The 18201-nt window shown below is 71.8% G+C and carries 14 protein-coding genes; 7 read left to right on the forward strand and 7 right to left on the reverse strand.

The genetic code is table 11. The features are described 5' to 3' along the window. Positions 1 to 12: 12 nt before the first annotated feature. Genes RI578_RS13115 through RI578_RS13130 form a run of 4 tightly spaced genes read right to left on the reverse strand, consistent with a single transcriptional unit; the run spans position 13 to position 4643 of the window. Complete coding sequence (locus RI578_RS13115) at positions 13 to 654, reverse strand: ATP/GTP-binding protein (protein WP_310871256.1); 642 nt, start codon at positions 652 to 654, stop codon at positions 13 to 15. Then, complete coding sequence (locus tag RI578_RS13120) at positions 635 to 1075, reverse strand: DUF742 domain-containing protein (protein ID WP_121749177.1); 441 nt, start codon at positions 1073 to 1075, stop codon at positions 635 to 637. Before RI578_RS13120 ends, RI578_RS13115 begins: the two co-directional genes overlap by 20 nt. Further along, on the reverse strand, positions 1072 to 1581 hold the full coding sequence (locus RI578_RS13125; protein WP_310871257.1) for a roadblock/LC7 domain-containing protein: 510 nt from the start codon (positions 1579 to 1581) through the stop codon (positions 1072 to 1074). The genes RI578_RS13120 and RI578_RS13125 overlap by 4 nt, the downstream gene beginning before the upstream one ends. Beyond that, the gene (locus tag RI578_RS13130) at positions 1578 to 4643 is read right to left on the reverse strand and encodes a nitrate- and nitrite sensing domain-containing protein (RefSeq protein WP_310871258.1); all 3066 of its coding nucleotides are present in this window, start codon (positions 4641 to 4643) and stop codon (positions 1578 to 1580) included. Before RI578_RS13130 ends, RI578_RS13125 begins: the two co-directional genes overlap by 4 nt. Before the next feature lie 440 nt (positions 4644 to 5083). Here RI578_RS13130 and RI578_RS13135 point away from each other — a divergent pair, with 440 nt between their 5' ends. Next, positions 5084 to 5875 (forward strand): protein phosphatase 2C domain-containing protein, encoded by a 792-nt coding sequence (locus tag RI578_RS13135; protein WP_310871259.1) that lies wholly within the window; start codon positions 5084 to 5086, stop codon positions 5873 to 5875. Positions 5876 to 5893: 18 nt separating this feature from the next. Here RI578_RS13135 and RI578_RS13140 read toward each other — a convergent pair whose 3' ends face one another. Next, positions 5894 to 6388 carry a MarR family transcriptional regulator gene (locus RI578_RS13140; RefSeq protein WP_310871260.1) on the reverse strand — a complete coding sequence of 165 codons (495 nt, stop codon included), beginning with the start codon at positions 6386 to 6388 and terminating at the stop codon, positions 5894 to 5896. A gap of 238 nt (positions 6389 to 6626) precedes the next feature. Here RI578_RS13140 and RI578_RS13145 point away from each other — a divergent pair, with 238 nt between their 5' ends. Further along, positions 6627 to 7454: a lysozyme gene (locus RI578_RS13145; protein WP_310871261.1), complete on the forward strand. Its 828-nt coding sequence runs from the start codon at positions 6627 to 6629 to the stop codon at positions 7452 to 7454. A 79-nt stretch (positions 7455 to 7533) separates the two neighbouring features. Here the strand turns inward: RI578_RS13145 and lon are convergent, their stop codons facing one another. After that, positions 7534 to 9978: an endopeptidase La gene (lon, locus tag RI578_RS13150; RefSeq protein WP_310871262.1), complete on the reverse strand. Its 2445-nt coding sequence runs from the start codon at positions 9976 to 9978 to the stop codon at positions 7534 to 7536. 166 nt (positions 9979 to 10144) lie between these two features. Here lon and RI578_RS13155 point away from each other — a divergent pair, with 166 nt between their 5' ends. From RI578_RS13155 to RI578_RS13175, 5 genes are all read left to right on the forward strand, one after another. After that, the gene (locus RI578_RS13155) at positions 10145 to 10843 is read left to right on the forward strand and encodes a spermidine synthase (protein WP_310871263.1); all 699 of its coding nucleotides are present in this window, start codon (positions 10145 to 10147) and stop codon (positions 10841 to 10843) included. Between the two features lie 113 nt (positions 10844 to 10956). After that, positions 10957 to 11697: a response regulator transcription factor gene (locus tag RI578_RS13160; protein WP_210960503.1), complete on the forward strand. Its 741-nt coding sequence runs from the start codon at positions 10957 to 10959 to the stop codon at positions 11695 to 11697. After that, positions 11694 to 12818, forward strand: a complete 1125-nt coding sequence (locus tag RI578_RS13165; RefSeq protein ID WP_310871264.1) for an ATP-binding protein — start codon at positions 11694 to 11696, stop codon at positions 12816 to 12818. Before RI578_RS13160 ends, RI578_RS13165 begins: the two co-directional genes overlap by 4 nt. Positions 12819 to 13099: 281 nt before the next feature. Beyond that, positions 13100 to 16945, forward strand: coding sequence for a multifunctional oxoglutarate decarboxylase/oxoglutarate dehydrogenase thiamine pyrophosphate-binding subunit/dihydrolipoyllysine-residue succinyltransferase subunit (locus tag RI578_RS13170; protein ID WP_310871265.1), 3846 nt, complete (start codon positions 13100 to 13102; stop codon positions 16943 to 16945). Positions 16946 to 17049: 104 nt separating this feature from the next. Next, positions 17050 to 17235, forward strand: coding sequence for a DUF6104 family protein (locus RI578_RS13175; RefSeq protein WP_010061466.1), 186 nt, complete (start codon positions 17050 to 17052; stop codon positions 17233 to 17235). Between the two features lie 38 nt (positions 17236 to 17273). Here RI578_RS13175 and RI578_RS13180 read toward each other — a convergent pair whose 3' ends face one another. Beyond that, the gene (locus RI578_RS13180) at positions 17274 to 18083 is read right to left on the reverse strand and encodes a hypothetical protein (protein ID WP_310871266.1); all 810 of its coding nucleotides are present in this window, start codon (positions 18081 to 18083) and stop codon (positions 17274 to 17276) included. Between the last annotated feature and the right edge of the window lie 118 nt (positions 18084 to 18201).

Here is an 18201-nt window from a genome sequence, read left to right on the forward strand (position 1 = left end):
CTAAAGGGACTACTACTCGGGGGTTTCGTCGAGCGCGTGGCCCACGAGGGACAAGAGGGTCTCGATGGCCGAGATCCGGCGGCGCGCATCCATGATCATTACAGGTATGTGCGCGGGGATCGTCAACGCCTCCCGCACGTCCTCCGCCTCGAACAGCTCGCTGCCGTCGAAGTGGTTCACGGCGACGACGTAGGGCAGTCCGCAGCTCTCGAAGTAGTCCAGCGCCGGGAAGCAGTCCTTCAGGCGGCGGGTGTCGGCCAGCACGACGGCGCCGATCGCGCCGCGCACCAGGTCGTCCCACATGAACCAGAACCGCTGCTGGCCCGGCGTGCCGAACAGGTAGAGCACCAGGTCGTCGTCGAGCGTGATGCGGCCGAAGTCCATGGCCACGGTGGTGGTGAGCTTGCCCGGGGTGGCGGTGAGGTCGTCGGTCTCCTCGCTCGCCTCGGTCATCAGCGCCTCGGTCTGCAGGGGCGTGATCTCCGAGACGGCGGTGACCAGCGTGGTCTTGCCGACACCGAAACCGCCCGCCACCACGATCTTCGTGGCGATCGGCGCGCGGGTGCGGTCCGTCTGCCAGGGCAGCATGGGCTCGTCGGGGTCGACGAGTGGGGAGACGCCGTAGGCGGCGGCGTCAGAGACGACGGAGTCCACTGAGCACCCTTTCGAGCAGAGCGCGGTCCGGGCGGCCCGTGCCGTGGCCGGTCCCGGTGCCGTACACACGGATCTTTCCCTGGTCCGCCAGGTCGCTGAGGAGCACGCGGACCACGCCGAGCGGCATCTTCAGCAGCGCGGCGATCTCGGCCACCGTACGCATACGGCGGCACAGTTCGACGATGGCCCGCATCTCCGGCATCACGCGGGAGGTGAGGGAACCGTTCGTCAGTTCCTTGCGCTCCTCGGCGGCTTCCAGCGCGGCGGTGCCGGCCGTGGCGCCGACGAACGTCTCCACGAGCAGGACGTGGCCGAAGCGGGTGCGGCCGCCGGTGAGCGAGTAGGGGCGCACGCGGGCCGGCTTGCGGTCGGCGCCGCGTACGGGGAGGTTCTTCGGGGCTTTCCTGGGGCTGCTGCTCATCGGGTACTCCCCGTAGAGGTCGACTCGGACTCCAGGGATTTCCGCAGCTCGCTGCGGAGTTCGGGGGTCAGGACATGGCCGGCGCGGCCGACGAAGAGCGCCATGTGGTAGGCGATGACGCTCATGTCGGCGTCCGCGGAGCCGTGCACGCCGAGCAGCGAGCCGTCGCTGATCGACATCACGAACAGGCTGCCCTCGTCCATGGCGACCATCGTGTGCTTCACGTTGCCGAAGTCCATGAGCCGGGCGGCGCCGACGGTGAGGCTGCCGACGCCGGAGACGACGGTGGCGAGGTCGGCGGCGGAGCCGCGCGGGCCGGTGCGGCGCACGGCCTGGGCCTCGCGGGCCGCGTCGTTGCGGTCCTGGTCGGAGGAGAGGAGCAGCAGGCCGTCGGAGGAGACCACCGCGACCGAGAGGATGCCGGGCACCTCCTCGACCAGGTTGGTCAGCAGCCAGTGCAGATTGCGTGCTTCACTGCTGAGTCCGAAGGTACTGGGCGCGGTCAACTGCTTGCCTCCTCGACAGTGCCCCCCGTGGCTTCTTCGGTGGTCCCTGCTGCGGCGGCCGGCGCCTCGTTCCGACCGGTCCGGTCGGCGATCTCCGCCTCGACGTCGCGGCGACCGGCCTCCGCCCCCCGGCGGAATCCTCCCAGGCGGCGGCGGAGCGCGTCCGCGTCGACGGAACCCGCGGTGCGCGGCTGTGGGGCCGCCGCGGGTGTGCTGAGCTTCGGGGTCCGCTTGGGCAGGCCCTTCTCGGTGACGGGCTCGGTGGTCTCGGCCGGCCCGGTGGTCTCCGTGGTCTCGGTGGTCCCGATGGTCTCGCCGGCCTCGGTGGTCCCGATGTTCCCGGCGTCCTCGGCCCGCGCGGTGCTCTCGTCCGGGGTGCGGTCGTGGGCGTCGGGGCCGATGGCGTACGGGTCGCCCGAGCGCTGTCCGGGAAGCTCGGGCGCGGTGGGCTCCTGGGGGGCCGGCTCCGGTGTGAACACCTCGGGTGCCGAGGCCGGTGCCTGTGCCTGTGCCTGTGTCGGCAGCAGGAGGGCCATCGTGGCGTCGTCGGGGAGGTCGCGGCCGGGGCGGGGCGAGTCGGTGGCCTCCGCCTCCTCGGCGGACTCCGGGCCGTCTTCCCGGGTCTGCTCGGTCTCCCTCTCCGTCTCCGTCTCCGACTCCGGCGCCGGTGCGTTGGCCGGTGCGGATGCGGAGGCCGGTGCGGGCGCCGGGGCCGGTTCCGCCTCCGGGGTCTGCTCCTCGCCCTCCGCCTCGTCGGCCTCCGCGCGTCGGACGGCCTGTTCCGCGGAGGCGACCAGCGGGTCCACGCCCTCTCGCGTGCCCTTCTCCGCGCGGCCGTGCAGGACGTTGGAGTTGGCCTCCGCGTCGGCGCCCGGCAGGGAGAAGGACCCCGTGCCGTCCGGCATGGGCACGCTCGGGGCGAGCGCGGCCGGCGGGGCCGCCGCGAGCAGGGCGTTCGGGAGGACCACGACGGCCGCGACACCGCCCTGCTTCTGCTCCCGCAGCCGCACGCGCGCCCCGTGCCGGTGGGCGAGCCGGGCCACGACGTACAGGCCGAGCCCGAGACCGTCCTCGCCCTCCTGGTCGTAGGGCGCCTCCGGGTCGAAGTCGGTGAGGCGGGCGTTGAGCCGCTGGAGCCGCTCGGTGGCCATGCCGATGCCCTCGTCCTGGACGGAGAGCATCACCTCACCGTTCTCCAGCAGCCAGCCGGAGACCTCGACGGGCAGGTCCGGCGGCGAGAAGGAGGTGGCGTTCTCCATCAGTTCCGCGAGCAGGTGGGAGAGGTCGTCGGCGGCGAATCCGGCCACGTGCGCGTGCGGCGGCAGCGCGGCGATGCGGACGCGCTCGTACCGCTCGATCTCACTGACCGCGGCCCGGACCACGTCGACCAGCGGCACCGGTCCGGCGCTGTGCTGGACGTGCTCGGTGCCGGCGAGGACGAGGAGGTTCTCGCTGTGCCGGCGCATGACCGTGGCGAAGTGGTCGAGCTTGAACAGGGTGGAGAGCCGGTCCGGGTCCTGCTCGCGCTCCTCCAGGCTCTCGATGACCGCGAGTTGCCGCTCGACCAGGCCGAGGGTGCGCAGCGCGAGGTTCACGAAGGTGGAGCCGATGCTCTTGCGCACCACCTCCAGCTGGGCGGCGGACTCGGCGAGTTCGGCGCGCAGTCCCTCGCGGGCGTCGGCCATCTTCTGCCGCTGGCCGACGAGGTGCTTGCGGTCGGCCTCCAGCGTGTTGACGCGCTCGGCGAGCGTGGCGGCGTGCGTGTGCAGGGCGTTGACGGAGCGGACGACCTGGGCGAACTCGTCGTTGCGGCCGGTGAAGGCGACGGGCTCTTCGGCCGTCGGGTCCTCCGCGCCGGCGAGCCGGGCCGAGCCGCGGCGCAGCACCGAGAGCGGGCGGGTGAGGGTGCGGGCCATGGCGGTGGCGATGCCGACGGCCAGCAGGATCAGGGCGCCGAGGGCGGCGATCCGGATCTCCAGCGCGGTGACGTCGTCGTCGCGCAGCTTCTCCAGGGCCGTGGTGCGCTTCTCGTAGAGGGCGGACTCGGCGCCCCGCATGGCGTCGACGCGGGCGGAGAGCGCGGCGTCCAGCCTCTTGGTGCTGGTACCGAGGTCGTCGTCGGAGAGCGTCGGCTCGTCCGTGAGACCGGCGAGGTACTTGTCGGCGGAGTTGACCTCCGGGCCGGCGACCGTGGCGTCGAAGCTGCCCCGTGCCTCCTTGGGCGCGCCCTCGCGGAAGTCGGCGAGGGCGGCGTCCGAGCGCACCCGGGCCTGCTGCGCGGCGGCGGCGAGTTCGTCGCGCTGCTTCGCGTCGGCGTCCGAGGACGTGGTCGTCTCGGTCGGCAGGCCCGTGATCGGGTCGATGACGGTCTCGGTGCTGCTCGGCACGTTCAGCGCCGCGAGCAGCAGACCGCGGGTGGCGGCGGCCTGCTGGACGGCGGTGTCCAGCTCGGCCAGGGCGTACGCGCCGGCGCCCGCGCGGGGCGGCATTTGCTCGGCCAGCTCCTCGGCGAGGGCGTGGAGTTCTGCGATCGCCTCCGAGTACGCGTCGTGCGCCTGGAGAGCGGTGCTCTTGCCGGTGAGCGCCGCTCGGCGCAGCGCCGCCACGGCGTCGAGGTCCTCGCGCAGGGAGGCCGGCGTGTCGGTGTCGGCGCGCAGTTCCTCCACCTGCCGGTCGACACGGGCGCTGCGCTGCTCGGAGGGCGCCTTGGACTCGGGGCGGCCGGCGGCGATGTACGGGGTGACCTCGTCCCGCTCGTCGGCGAGGGAGTGGGCGAGGGTCAGCGCGCCCTGGGTCTGCTCGGCGAGCGTCACCAGTTCCTGGGAGTCGTGCAGTTGCCCGGAGGCGGACACGACCGACGGGGCTCCGGCCCCGGCGACGGCGGCGGCCACCACCGCCACGGCGGCGATGAGGCGGTTGCGTACGTGGGTCGGACGGCCCTTGCCGACGGGGGCCTCCGGCGGCGCCGGGGTGGAGGTGCCGGGGGTGCGCTCCGCGCTCCCCACGGGGGCCGTCTGCTTGCCTGTGCGACGAGGCCGCGTCTTCTGCACCGGTGCTCGCATTCCTGACTCGTGTACCCGTGGGCCCGGGTGGCGCTCCGTCAACTGGCCGGTCGGCGCGTGCACCCTCCGCCACGCTCCGGGCTGCTCCTCGGCCGCCGACTGCGCATCGGACGGGGAGACCGCGTGAGCAGGGCAGGCACCCCACCGGATCCCGACCCTCCCAGTGCCGGTGGGCGGTGGGCGTGCATCATCCGACCCGCCACCCGAAGGAGTGAACCCCGGACGGGAGTTGGGGAGCAAGTTCTCCCGGCTCGTACGACGCGCTTGCGCGGCGCGCCGGTTGGACGTCTGCGACGGGCGGTGGCACTATGTGCCGCCACGCGTTGCCGGAGTGCCGAATTCCACCCCAAATCAGGCGCCTGACCTGCGCCCCTGCGTCGATCCCGGGGAAGTTGCCAGCCTTTTGCGGATGCCGTGAAGAGGTCGTGCAGACTGGCTGGATGCGCACGGAACTGGTCTCGGAACCCGGCCTCGCCGACCACCCCAACGAGGACTTCGCGAGTGTCGGACTACCGGCCTCGGGACAGGGTGGTTCGCTCGTCGTGCTGGACGGCGTGACACCGCCCCGGAGTACGACGGGGTGTCTGCATTCCGTGCCCTGGTTCACCGCGCACCTCGGTGGTGCTCTGACCGAACTGACCGTTTCACTCCCGGAAATCCCCCTCGCCGAAGCCCTGTCCCGCGCCATCGCTCGTACCTCGGCGGCACACGCGGAAACCTGTGACCTTTCTCACCCGCGGACTCCGCAGGCAACCGTGGTCCTGGCCCGCTGGTCCCCCGCCGCCGTCGAGTACCTGGTCCTCTCGGACTCGGCCCTGCTGGTGGAGGCCCCCGACGGCACGGTCACCGCGGTCCTGGACGACCGGCTGGCCCGGCTGCCCCGCTCGGCCCTCGCCACGGACGCGCTGGTCGACGCCAACCTCCGCAACAAGGAGGGCGGCTTCTTCACGGCCGCGGCCGACCCGGCGGTGGCGGCGCGGGCGGTGACGGGCGTGCTGCCGCGCGGCGAGGTGCGGACGCTGGCGGCGCTGACGGACGGGGCGGCACGGTGGGTGGAGAGGTTCGGGGAGGGCGACTGGACGGACTGCCTCGCGCTGGTACGGAAGCAGGGCGCCCAGGCGTTGGTGGACCGGGTGCGGGAGCTGGAACGGGTGGACGCTGCGGGAGCCCGGGCGTTCCTGGGGCGCGGCAAGGCGCACGACGACGCGACGGTGGTGTACGCGGAGCTGTGAACGCCGGGGGCCGCGGACCTACTTCTCCATCCCCCGGTTCAGCTGCCGCAGCAGCCGGGCCAGTTCCGTGACCTCGCGCGGGTCCCAGTCGGCGAGCCGTCCGGCGTACCGTGCGCGGCGCGCCTCGCGCACCCGGCTGACGCGCGACTGGCCCTCCGGGGTCAGGGTGATCAGCCAGGCGCGGCCGTCGGCGGGGTCGGGTTGCCGGGCGACGAGGCCGAGTTCCTCCAGCGCGCGCAGCTGACGGGACATCGTCGCCTTGCCGACGCCGATGTAGGCGGCCAGCTCCGTGGCCCGCTGCCCGCCGCACTCGCCGAGCCGGACGAGAAGGCCGTACGCGGACGACTCCAGGTCGGGGTGGACCTCGCGGGCCATCTCGCCCTGGTTCGCCCGCGCCCGCCGGAGCAGGACCGTCAACTCCCGCTCCAGCGCCAGGAACTCCGGTTGGTTCACACCACTGCCGGACGCGTCGAATTCGCCTCCGCGACCGTCGCCGTTCCCGTCTTCGCGCACGTCAGCCCCTGCCTCGATTTTCCCGGTCCTGAAAGTTTCCGCCACGGGCCGGCATCACCGCAGCTCGGCAAGTATTTCGCAGGCTTAGACCAACGGCAGCTTCCGGCCCCTCTTCCCACCCCCCGTTCTACGTGCGTAGCGTCTTCCTCGAACCCTGAATGGCATGCCCACGCCATCCATGGGTTCTCCCCACTCGCGCATCCCCCACCGAGCACCACCGAGCCATCGGAGGCACGTCATGCTCGTGCACAGATCCGGATCGGCCCGCGGGCGGCGCTTCGCCGTCACCGGGATCCTGCTCGCCGCGTTCTCCCTGGTAGCCACCCTCCCCGCCCACGCGTCGTCGGCCGCCGACATCCCGCCGCGCGGTTCCGCCCACATGGGCATGGGCGTCCTGGAGCACGACGGGCGCCACGGCACCCCCGTCCCGGGCGACGCCACCCAGACGGAGGGCGTCGACGTCTCCAGCCACCAGGGCAACGTCGCCTGGTCGACCCTGTGGAACAGCGGGGTCAAGTGGGCCTACGTCAAGGCCACCGAGGGGACGTACTACACCAACCCCTACTTCGCCCAGCAGTACAACGGCTCGTACAACGTCGGCATGATCCGCGGCGCCTACCACTTCGCCACCCCGGACACGACGAGCGGCGCCGCGCAGGCCAACTACTTCGTCGACCACGGCGGCGGCTGGTCCCGCGACGGCAAGACGCTGCCGGGCGCGCTGGACATCGAGTGGAACCCGTACGGGGCCACCTGCTACGGCAAGTCGCAGAGCCAGATGGTCACCTGGATCCGCGACTTCCTGAACACCTACAAGGCGCGCACCGGCCGCGACGCCGTGATCTACACGGCCACCAGCTGGTGGACCCAGTGCACCGGCAACTACGGCGGCTTCGCGGCGAACAACCCGCTGTGGATCGCCCGGTACGCCTCGACCGTGGGCACGCTGCCGGCCGGCTGGGGCTACTACACGATGTGGCAGTACACCTCGTCCGGGCCGACGGTCGGGGACCACAACAAGTTCAACGGGGCCCTGGACCGCGTACGGGCGCTCGCGAACGGCTGACACACGGCGTACGGCGAAGGCCCGGCCCCCTCTCAGGGACCGGGCCTCCGCCTCATCCGGTCACGTCCTCCCCCAGTGCCTAAAGCCTGGGAGGTGCCCCCATCGCCGCGACCGGAACCTCCGACCGCGCACCGTTCGTCGCCGGTGCGAGCGCCAGTTCCAGGACCTGTCGGACGTCGGTGACGGCGTGGACGTCGAGCTTGTCCAGTACCTCCGCCGGGACGTCGTCCAGGTCGGGTTCGTTGCGCTTGGGGATGATCACCGTGGTGACGCCCGCCCGGTGCGCCGCGAGCAGCTTCTGCTTGACCCCGCCGATCGGCAGCACCCGGCCGGTCAGCGAGACCTCGCCGGTCATCGCCACGTCCGTACGGACCAGCCGCCCGGAGAGCAGCGAGGCCAGCGCCGTGGTCATCGTGATGCCGGCGCTCGGGCCGTCCTTGGGGACCGCGCCCGCCGGGAAGTGGATGTGCACGCCCCGGTCCTTCAGGTCGGCCACCGGCAGCTCCAGCTCGGCGCCGCGACTGCGCAGGAAGCTCAGCGCGATCTGCGCCGACTCCTTCATCACGTCGCCCAGCTGACCGGTCAGGGTCAGTCCCGACGCGCCCGTCTCCGGGTCGGCCAGCGACGCCTCGACGTACAGGACGTCGCCGCCGGCGCCGGTCACCGCGAGGCCCGTGGCCACGCCGGGCACCGAGGTGCGCCGCTCGGCCGGGTCCTGGGCGGACTCGGGCACGTGGTGCGGCCGGCCGATCAGGGCGCGCAGGTCGCCGTCGGTGACGGTGAAGGGCAGCTTCCGTTCGCCCAGCTCGTGCTGGGCCGCCACCTTGCGCAGCAGCCGGGCGATGGACCGCTCCAGGGTGCGCACGCCCGCCTCGCGGGTGTACTCGCCGGCCAGCTTGCGCAGCGCGCCCTCGTCGACCGTGACCTCGTCCGGGTCCAGGCCGGCCCGCTCCAGCTGGCGCGGGAGCAGGTGGTCGCGGGCGATGACGATCTTCTCGTCCTCGGTGTAGCCGTCCAGGCGGACCAGCTCCATGCGGTCGAGCAGGGCCTCCGGGATGGCCTCCAGGACGTTGGCCGTGGCGAGGAAGACCACGTCGGACAGGTCCAGCTCGACCTCCAGGTAGTGGTCCCGGAAGGTGTGGTTCTGCGCCGGGTCGAGGACTTCGAGCAGCGCCGCGGCCGGGTCGCCCCGGAAGTCGGAGCCCACCTTGTCGATCTCGTCGAGGAGGACGACCGGGTTCATCGACCCGGCCTCCTTGATCGCCCGCACGATCCGGCCGGGCAGCGCGCCGACGTACGTACGCCGGTGGCCGCGGATCTCGGCCTCGTCGCGGACGCCGCCGAGGGCGACGCGGACGAACTCGCGGCCCATCGCGTGGGCGACGGACTCGCCGAGGCTGGTCTTGCCGACGCCGGGCGGGCCCACCAGGGCCAGTACGGCACCGCCGCGCCGGCCTCCGACGACGCCGAGGCCCCGGTCGCCGCGCCGCTTGCGCACCGCCAGGTACTCGGTGATCCGCTCCTTGACGTCGTCCAGGCCCGCGTGTTCGTCGTCGAGGACGGCCCGGGCGCCCTGGATGTCGTAGGCGTCCTCGGTGCGGACGTTCCACGGCAGTTCGAGGACGGTGTCGAGCCAGGTGCGGATCCAGGAGCCCTCGGGCGACTGGTCGGAGGACCGCTCCAGCTTGTCGACCTCCTTGAGTGCGGCCTCGCGCACCTTCTCGGGCAGGTCGGCGGCCTCGACGCGGGCGCGGTAGTCGTCGGACTCCTCGCCCTCGCGCTCACCATTGATCTCGCGCAGCTCCTTGCGCACGGCTTCGAGCTGGCGGCGCAGCAGGAACTCCCGCTGCTGCTTGTCGACGCCCTCCTGGACGTCCTTGGCGATGGTCTCGGCGACGTCCTGCTCGGCGAGGTGGTCGCGCAGCTGCTGAGTGGCGAGCTTGAGGCGGGCCACCGCGTCGGCGGTCTCCAGCAGCTCGACCTTCTGCTCGGTGGTGAGGAAGGGCGAGTAGCCGGAGTTGTCGGCGAGCGCGGAGACGTCGTCGATGGCCTGGACACGGTCCACGACCTGCCAGGCGCCGCGCTTGCGCAGCCAGGCGGTGGCCAGCGCCTTGTACTCCTTCACCAGCTCGGCGACCTGGCCGGGCAGCGGCTCGGGCACGGTGTCGTCGACGCGCGTGCCCTCGACCCACAGCGCGGCGCCGGGGCCGGTGGTGCCGGCGCCGATCTTCACGCGGCCGACGCCTCGGAGCAGGGCGCCCGGGTCGCCGTCGGCCAGCCTGCCGACCTGCTCGACCGTGCCGAGGACGCCGGTCCTGGCGTAGGTGCCGTCGACGCGCGGGACGAGGAGGACCCGGGGCTTGCCGGGCTCGGACCTGGCGGCGGCCTGGGCGGCCTCCACCGCGGCGCGTACCTCGGCGTCGCTCAGGTCCAGGGGGACGACCATTCCGGGCAGGACCACTTCGTCGTCGAGCGGCAGCACGGGCAGGGTGAGCGGTGTGAAGGCTTCGGACTCAGCAGCCATGATCTCCCCTTCGGCAGTCAAGTTGAGTTACATCGACTCAATGAAAGGGAGTCCCCGATTGTTCCCCCACACGTGTTCGCTCTGAGCGATCAAGGGCCCGGGGTGCCGCTGCCACGTATGCGGGAGCACGGCCGGGCGCTCCGGCATTCCCTGCCAGGATGGGCCGATGCCCACCACTTCCCACGACTCCTACGACATCCCCGAAGTGCTGGACCGTCGCGAGGGCCCGCACGGCGAGGTCGTCCTGCGCCGGCACGGGGCGCTGCTGCAGATCATCGCGAACGGCTGCTTCCTGATGGACACCTCCGACGGGCGTTCGGAGCGGCGGCTGGTCGACGCGGCGGCCGACGCGCTCACCGCGTCCGGCGGGCGGAGCGCGCCCCACCTCCTCATCGGGGGACTCGGCGTCGGTTTCTCGCTCGCGCACGCGGCCGCCGACCCCCGCTGGGGCCGGATCGCGGTCGTCGAGCGCGAGCGCGCCATCATCGACTGGCACCGGGGCGGACCGCTGGCCGCGCTGTCCGCGGGAGCGCTGGCCGATCCGCGCACGAAGATCGTGGAAGCGGATCTCCTGGAATACGTCAATGAGACATCCGACACGTACGACGCGCTCTGCCTCGACATCGACAACGGCCCCGGCTGGACCGTCACCGAGGGCAACGACGGACTGTACGCGCCGGCCGGACTGGCTTGCTGCGCACGGCTGTTGAGGCCCGGCGGGGTGCTTGCCGTATGGTCTGCGCAGCCCTCTCCGGAATTCGAAGAAACCTTGCGTAATGCCGGGTTCCAGCAGGTGCGTACCGAAGAGATCCCCGTTGCCCGGGGCGTTCCGGACGTCGTCCACCTCGGCGTCGGGCCTGGATAGCAAAGGCGCGGTGACTCCCCGTACGCTGCTGCTCTGACGCGGATCATTCAAGCGTCAAGCGCAGCCATGGGATCACCCCACGGATTCCGGAAAGCACACTTCAGGGGCGGGCGATGGAGCAGACACAGACCTCCCACAACGGCACGGCGACGGCTACTCCGGGCGCGCAGCGACGGGTGCTGGTGGTCGAGGACGACCAGACCATCGTGGACGCCATCGCGACCCGCCTGCGCGCCGAGGGGTTCCTGGTGCAAACGGCGGGCGACGGTCCGTCCGCGGTCGACACCGCCGAGGCGTGGCAGCCCGACCTGCTGATCCTCGACATCATGCTGCCCGGCTTCGACGGTCTGGAGGTCTGCCGGCGCGTGCAGGCACAGCGGCCGGTGCCGGTGCTGATGCTCACGGCCCGCGACGACGAGACGGACATGCTGGTCGGGCTCGGCGTGGGCGCCGACGACTACATGACCAAGCCGTTCTCGATGCGCGAGCTGGCCGCCCGCGTGCACGTACTGCTGCGCCGGGTGGAACGGGCCGTGGTGGCCGCCTCCACGCCGCGCAGCGGCATCCTCCGCCTCGGCGAACTGGAGATCGACCACGCGCAGCGCCGGGTGCGGGTGCGCAGCGAGGACGTGCACCTGACCCCCACCGAGTTCGACCTGCTGGTCTGCCTGGCGAACACCCCGCGCGCGGTGCTCTCCCGTGAGCAGCTGCTGGCCGAGGTGTGGGACTGGGCGGACGCCTCCGGCACCCGGACCGTGGACAGCCACATCAAGGCGCTGCGCCGCAAGATCGGGGCCGAGCGCATCCGCACGGTGCACGGCGTGGGCTACGCGCTGGAGACCCCGACGCCATGAGCCGAGGGCGGGAGGCCGCACGGAGGAGCCCCGGCCCCCGGAGCACCGGGGAACCCTGGGGCGGCGTACGCCCCTTCTCGATCAAGACCAAACTGGGCGCGCTGGTCGTCACGTCGGTGCTGATCACCACCGGTCTCTCGGTGATAGCGGTGCACACCAAGACGGAGCTGCGCTTCATCACGGTCTTCTCGATGATCGCCACGCTGCTGATCACGCAGTTCGTCGCGCACGGGCTGACCGCCCCGCTGGACGAGATGAACGCCGTGGCCCGGTCCATCTCGCATGGCGACTACACGCGCCGGGTGCGCGAGAACCGCCGCGACGAGCTGGGCGACCTGGCCGTCACCATCAACCGCATGGCCGACGACCTGGAGGCCCAGGACCTCCAGCGCAAGGAGCTGGTGGCGAACGTCTCGCACGAGCTGCGCACCCCCATCGCCGGCCTGCGCGCGGTGCTGGAGAACATCGTCGACGGGGTCACCGAGGCCGACCCGGAGACCATGCGGACGGCGCTCGGGCAGACGGAGCGGCTCGGCCGGCTGGTGGAGACGCTGCTGGACCTCTCCCGCCTGGACAACGGCGTCATACCGCTGCGCAAGCGGCGCTTCGAGGTGTGGCCGTACCTGTCCGGCGTGCTGAAGGAGGCCAACATGGTCGCTTCGGCACGCGCGGGCCTCGCGTCCGGCTCCGGCAGCCACACCCGCACCGACGTGCACCTGGCCCTCGACGTCTTCCCCCCGGAGCTGACCGCGCACGCCGACCCCGAGCGCATCCACCAGGTCGTCGCCAACCTCATCGACAACGCGGTCAAGCACAGCCCGCCGCACGGCCGGGTGACGGTCCGGGCGCGGCGCGGGGAGCTGCCGGAGTCGCTGGAGCTGGAGGTCCTCGACGAGGGCCCCGGCATTCCGCGCTCGGAGTGGCGCCGGGTGTTCGAGCGGTTCAACCGGGGTTCGGTGTCCCGGCCGCACGGTCCGGGCAGCGACGGCGGTACCGGGCTCGGCCTGGCGATCGCCCGCTGGGCGGTGGATCTGCACGGCGGCCGGATCGGTGTGGCCGAATCCGATCGGGGCTGCCGGATTCTCATCACCCTTCCGGGCCTGCCGTCGGCGTCGAGTTGACGTAGGGTTCGAAGCGGAGCCTCAAGATCCACTGGCGTCCGCGCTGACGGACACGTGTGATCAGGCACAGACCCGCGTTTTCTCCGCGCCGGGTCCCGGTCTCCCCTTCTCACGCGCAGCAGAACCTCGCTTGTTTCCCGCCATTTCCAGCGCCGAAACGCGGTCTGCGATGTGACTTACGCGACGATGAACGGGCCCGGTCTGACCTTCCGGGTCCGGGAGGCGTAGCCTTGATTCCCGCTGTCCACCATCTTGTGAAGCGGAAGAGGGCGGTTCTCGCCGTGTCGCCACAGTCCCCCAGTAACTCGAGCATCTCGACCGACACCGACCAAGCCGGCAACGCGGGAAAGAACCCCGCCGCCGCGTTCGGTGCCAACGAGTGGCTCGTCGACGAGATCTATCAGCAGTACCTCCAGGACCCGAATTCCGTTGACCGAGCCTGGTGGGACTTCTTCGCCGACTACAAGCCAGGAGCGGCCGCGGCCCAGTCCGCCTCCGGTGCCGCGAGCACCGACTCCGGCAGCGCGCCCCAGGCCGCCCCCGCGCCGCAGGCGCAGCAGCCACAGGCTCCCGCCCCGGCCCAGGCCCCGGCGGCTCCCCAGCAGGCCGCCGCGCCCGCCAAGCCGGCCGCGCAGCCCGCCGCTGCCGCCCCGGCGGCTCCGGCCGCGAAGCCGGCCCCGGCTCCGGCCAAGCCCGCCGCCAAGCCGCAGGCGAAGGCCGCCGCGCCCGCCAAGGACGCCACCGCCGCCGAGGGTCCCGCGGGCCCCGAGATGGTGACGCTGCGCGGCCCCGCCGCCGCGGTCGCGAAGAACATGAACGCCTCGCTGGAGCTGCCCACGGCCACGTCCGTGCGCGCGGTCCCGGTGAAGCTGCTGTTCGACAACCGCATCGTCATCAACAACCACCTCAAGCGCGCCCGGGGCGGGAAGATCTCCTTCACGCACCTGATCGGCTACGCGATGGTGCAGGCCATCAAGGCCATGCCGTCGATGAACTACGCGTTCGGCGAGAAGGACGGCAAGCCGACGCTCATCAAGCCGGCGCACGTCAACCTCGGCCTCGCCATCGACCTGGTCAAGCCCAACGGCGACCGCCAGCTCGTCGTCGCGGCGATCAAGAAGGCCGAGACGCTGAACTTCTTCGAGTTCTGGCAGGCCTACGAGGACATCGTCCGCCGCGCCCGCGACGGCAAGCTGACGATGGACGACTTCTCCGGCGTCACGGTCTCCCTGACCAACCCCGGCGGCCTCGGCACCGTCCACTCGGTGCCGCGCCTGATGCCCGGCCAGGCCGTCATCATGGGCGTCGGCTCCATGGACTACCCGGCGGAGTTCCAGGGCACCAGCCAGGACACCCTGAACAAGCTCGGCATCTCGAAGGTCATGACGCTCACGTCGACCTACGACCACCGGGTCATCCAGGGCGCCGCCTCCGGCGAGTTCCTGCGCCAGGTCGCCAACCTGCTCCTCGGCGAGAACGGCTTCTACGACGAGATCTTCGAGGCACTGCGCATCCCCTACGAGCCGGTCCGCTGGCTCAAGGACATCGACGCCAGCCACGACGACGACGTCACCAAGGCCGCCCGCGTCTTCGAGCTGATCCACTCCTACCGGGTCCGCGGCCACGTCATGGCCGACACCGACCCGCTGGAGTACCAGCAGCGCAAGCACCCCGACCTGGACATCACCGAGCACGGGCTCACCCTGTGGGACCTGGAGCGCGAGTTCGCGGTCGGCGGCTTCGCGGGCAAGTCCCTGATGAAGCTGCGCGACATCCTCGGCGTGCTGCGCGACTCGTACTGCCGCACCACCGGCGTCGAGTTCATGCACATCCAGGACCCGAAGCAGCGCAAGTGGATCCAGGACCGCATCGAGCGCTCGCACACCAAGCCGGAGCGCGAGGAGCAGCTCCGCATCCTGCGCCGCCTGAACGCCGCCGAGGCGTTCGAGACGTTCCTGCAGACCAAGTACGTCGGCCAGAAGCGCTTCTCCCTGGAGGGCGGCGAGTCCGTCATCCCGCTGCTCGACGCGGTCATCGACTCGGCGGCCGAGTCCCGCCTGGACGAGGTCGTCGTCGGCATGGCCCACCGCGGCCGGCTGAACGTGCTGGCCAACGTCGTCGGCAAGTCGTACGCGCAGATCTTCCGCGAGTTCGAGGGCAACCTCGACCCGAAGTCGATGCACGGCTCCGGTGACGTGAAGTACCACCTGGGCGCCGAGGGCACCTTCACCGGCCTGGACGGCGAGCAGATCAAGGTCAGCCTGGTCGCGAACCCGTCCCACCTGGAGGCCGTCGACCCGATCGTCGAGGGCGTCGCCCGCGCCAAGCAGGACATCATCAACAAGGGCGGCACGGACTTCACCGTCCTGCCGGTGGCGATCCACGGCGACGCGGCCTTCGCGGGCCAGGGCGTGGTGGCCGAGACCCTGAACATGTCGCAGCTGCGCGGCTACCGCACCGGCGGCACGGTCCACGTCGTCATCAACAACCAGGTCGGCTTCACCGCCGCCCCGGAGTCCTCGCGCTCCTCGATGTACGCCACCGACGTGGCCCGCATGATCGAGGCCCCGATCTTCCACGTGAACGGCGACGACCCGGAGGCCTGCGTCCGCGTGGCGCGGCTCGCCTTCGAGTTCCGCCAGGCGTTCAACAAGGACGTGGTGATCGACCTCATCTGCTACCGCCGCCGCGGTCACAACGAGACCGACAACCCGGCCTTCACCCAGCCGCTGATGTACGACCTGATCGACAAGAAGCGCTCGGTGCGCAAGCTGTACACCGAGTCCCTCATCGGTCGCGGCGACATCACCCTGGAAGAGGCCGAGCAGGCGCTCCAGGACTACCAGGGCCAGCTGGAGAAGGTCTTCACCGAGGTCCGCGAGGCCGCTTCCCAGCCGTCCGCCGCGGAGCCCTCGGACCCGCAGGCCGAGTTCCCGGTCTCCGTGAACACCGCGGTCACCGCCGAGACCGTCAAGCGGATCGCCGAGTCCCAGGTCAACATCCCCGACCACGTCACCGTGCACCCGCGGCTGCTGCCGCAGCTCCAGCGCCGGGCGGCCATGGTCGAGGACGGCACGATCGACTGGGGCATGGGCGAGACCCTCGCCGTCGGCTCGCTGCTCCTTGAGGGCGTCCCGGTCCGGCTGTCCGGCCAGGACTCGCAGCGCGGCACCTTCGGCCAGCGGCACGCGGTGCTCATCAACCGCGAGACCGGCGACGAGTTCACGCCACTGCTGTACCTGTCCGAGGACCAGGCCCGGTACAACGTCTACAACTCCCTGCTCTCCGAGTACGCGGTGATGGGCTTCGAGTACGGCTACTCGCTCGCCCGCCCCGACGCGCTGGTGATGTGGGAGGCGCAGTTCGGCGACTTCGTCAACGGCGCGCAGACGGTGGTGGACGAGTTCATCTCGTCGGCCGAGCAGAAGTGGAACCAGACGAGCGGCGTGACGCTCCTGCTCCCGCACGGCTACGAGGGCCAGGGCCCGGACCACTCCTCGGCCCGCCCGGAGCGCTTCCTCCAGCTCTGCGCGCAGAACAACATGACGGTCGCGATGCCGACCCTGCCGTCGAACTACTTCCACCTCCTGCGGTGGCAGGTGCACAACCCGCACCACAAGCCGCTGGTCGTCTTCACCCCGAAGTCGATGCTGCGCCTCAAGGCCGCGGCGTCGAAGGCGGAGGAGTTCACGACGGGCCAGTTCCGCCCGGTCATCGGCGACGACTCGGTCGACGCGGCCGCGGTCAAGAAGGTCGTCTTCTGCGCCGGCAAGGTCTACTACGACCTCGACGCCGAGCGGAAGAAGCGCGGCATCACCGACACGGCCATCATCCGCATCGAGCGCCTGTACCCGCTGCCGGGTGCCGAGCTCCAGGCGGAGATCGCCAAGTACCCGAACGCCGAGAAGTACCTGTGGACCCAGGAGGAGCCGGCGAACCAGGGTGCCTGGCCGTTCATCGCGCTCAACCTGATCGACCACCTGGACCTGGCGGTCGGCGCCGACGTCCCGCACGGCGAGCGCCTGCGTCGCATCTCGCGTCCGCACGGCTCGTCCCCGGCCGTCGGCTCCGCCAAGCGGCACCAGGCCGAGCAGGAGCAGCTGGTGCGTGAGGTGTTCGAGGCGTAGCTCTTCGGCGGCGGCGCACACCGCCGCGCAGCGCGTCCGGGCCGGGCCGCATCCCCTCTTCGGGGGTGCGGCCCGGCCCTTTGCCTGCACTTATCCTTGACGGCATGTACTTCACCGACCGTGGCATCGAGGAGCTGGAGAAGCGGCGCGGCGAGGAGGAGGTCACCTTCGAGTGGCTCGCCGAGCAGCTGCGGACCTTCGTCGACCTGAACCCGGACTTCGAGGTTCCGGTGGAGCGGCTGGCGACGTGGCTGGCGCGGCTGGACGACGAGGACGACGAGGACGAGTAGTTCCACCGGGGGCGCGCGCCGCCGCCGCCCCGAGGCCGTCACGGACGCCGTGCCGTCCCGTACGCCAGCCCGAGCGCGCCGTGCGCGACCAGCAGCGCCCCCGCCGCGCTCCAGCCGCCGGCGCGGCGTCGCAGGCCCCAGGCGGTGAGCGACAGGCCGGCCGCCACCTGGGCCACGGCCAGGGCACGGGCGCCGGGGCCGCCCACCCAGGGCATCCAGGGGGCGAGGCGGCTCTCGTCGGCGGTGGGGTGGCGTGCGGGCGCCTCGGTCCGCCGGGCGTCGGGCAGGGCGCGGGCGGCCTCGCCAAGGTGGTCGGCGGGTCGGCCGGGGTCGAGTCCGGCGGGGAGCGCGACTCCCGCGCGCGTGAGGACCGCGAGCAGTCCGCGCAGCCTGGTACGGGCGTCGGCCTCGGGGTCCGGCCTCGTCAGCCGGTCCAGCGACTGGACGTCCAGGACGGGGTCCAGGCCGAGACGGGCGGCGAAGGTCCGCATGGCCTCGTCCTCGCCGGCCGGGGTGCCGTCCCCGAGCCATACGTAGCCGACGGGGCGGCGGAATCCGGACGCGAGGGTGTAGCCCGCCCGGTCGGCGTCCCACCACAGGGCGAGTACGGGCCACGGGGCGCCGACGGCGAGGGCCGCGGCCCAGCCGGTGAGCACGCGGTCGACCGGTTCGTCGCCGTGCCGCCAGGGCGTGCCCCGCGGGACGAGCACGCTCCACTCCTCGCCGGCCCGGACCAGCGGCATGCGTTCGCCCAGGAGCGGGGCGACGGCGGCGACGGAGTCCGGCTCCGCGCGGCACAGCAGCAGGGCACCGGCAGCGGGATCTGACACGGACTCTTCCGTCGACATGCTCTCAAGCTAGGGCAATTCAGCACCTTCGGCCGATCGTAGATCACCAGAACGGGTGTCTTGACTTTCCGTGCCCGCGATATATCGTGAATCACGGAGGACGCGATATGGCGCGTTC

The sequence above is a fragment of the Streptomyces sp. BB1-1-1 genome (assembly GCF_031597775.1).
GTDB lineage: Bacteria > Actinomycetota > Actinomycetes > Streptomycetales > Streptomycetaceae > Streptomyces > Streptomyces thinghirensis.

Coding starts and splice junctions, on each gene's coding strand:
- RI578_RS13165 (WP_310871264.1), top strand. CDS start 11,694: ATGAGCCGAGGGCGGGAGGCCGCACGGAGGAGCCCCGGCCCCCGGAGC.
- RI578_RS13160 (WP_210960503.1), top strand. CDS start 10,957: ATGGAGCAGACACAGACCTCCCACAACGGCACGGCGACGGCTACTCCG.
- RI578_RS13180 (WP_310871266.1), bottom strand. CDS start 18,083: ATGTCGACGGAAGAGTCCGTGTCAGATCCCGCTGCCGGTGCCCTGCTG.
- RI578_RS13130 (WP_310871258.1), bottom strand. CDS start 4,643: ATGCGAGCACCGGTGCAGAAGACGCGGCCTCGTCGCACAGGCAAGCAG.
- RI578_RS13135 (WP_310871259.1), top strand. CDS start 5,084: ATGCGCACGGAACTGGTCTCGGAACCCGGCCTCGCCGACCACCCCAAC.
- lon (WP_310871262.1), bottom strand. CDS start 9,978: ATGGCTGCTGAGTCCGAAGCCTTCACACCGCTCACCCTGCCCGTGCTG.
- RI578_RS13175 (WP_010061466.1), top strand. CDS start 17,050: ATGTACTTCACCGACCGTGGCATCGAGGAGCTGGAGAAGCGGCGCGGC.
- RI578_RS13145 (WP_310871261.1), top strand. CDS start 6,627: ATGCTCGTGCACAGATCCGGATCGGCCCGCGGGCGGCGCTTCGCCGTC.
- RI578_RS13155 (WP_310871263.1), top strand. CDS start 10,145: ATGCCCACCACTTCCCACGACTCCTACGACATCCCCGAAGTGCTGGAC.
- RI578_RS13120 (WP_121749177.1), bottom strand. CDS start 1,075: ATGAGCAGCAGCCCCAGGAAAGCCCCGAAGAACCTCCCCGTACGCGGC.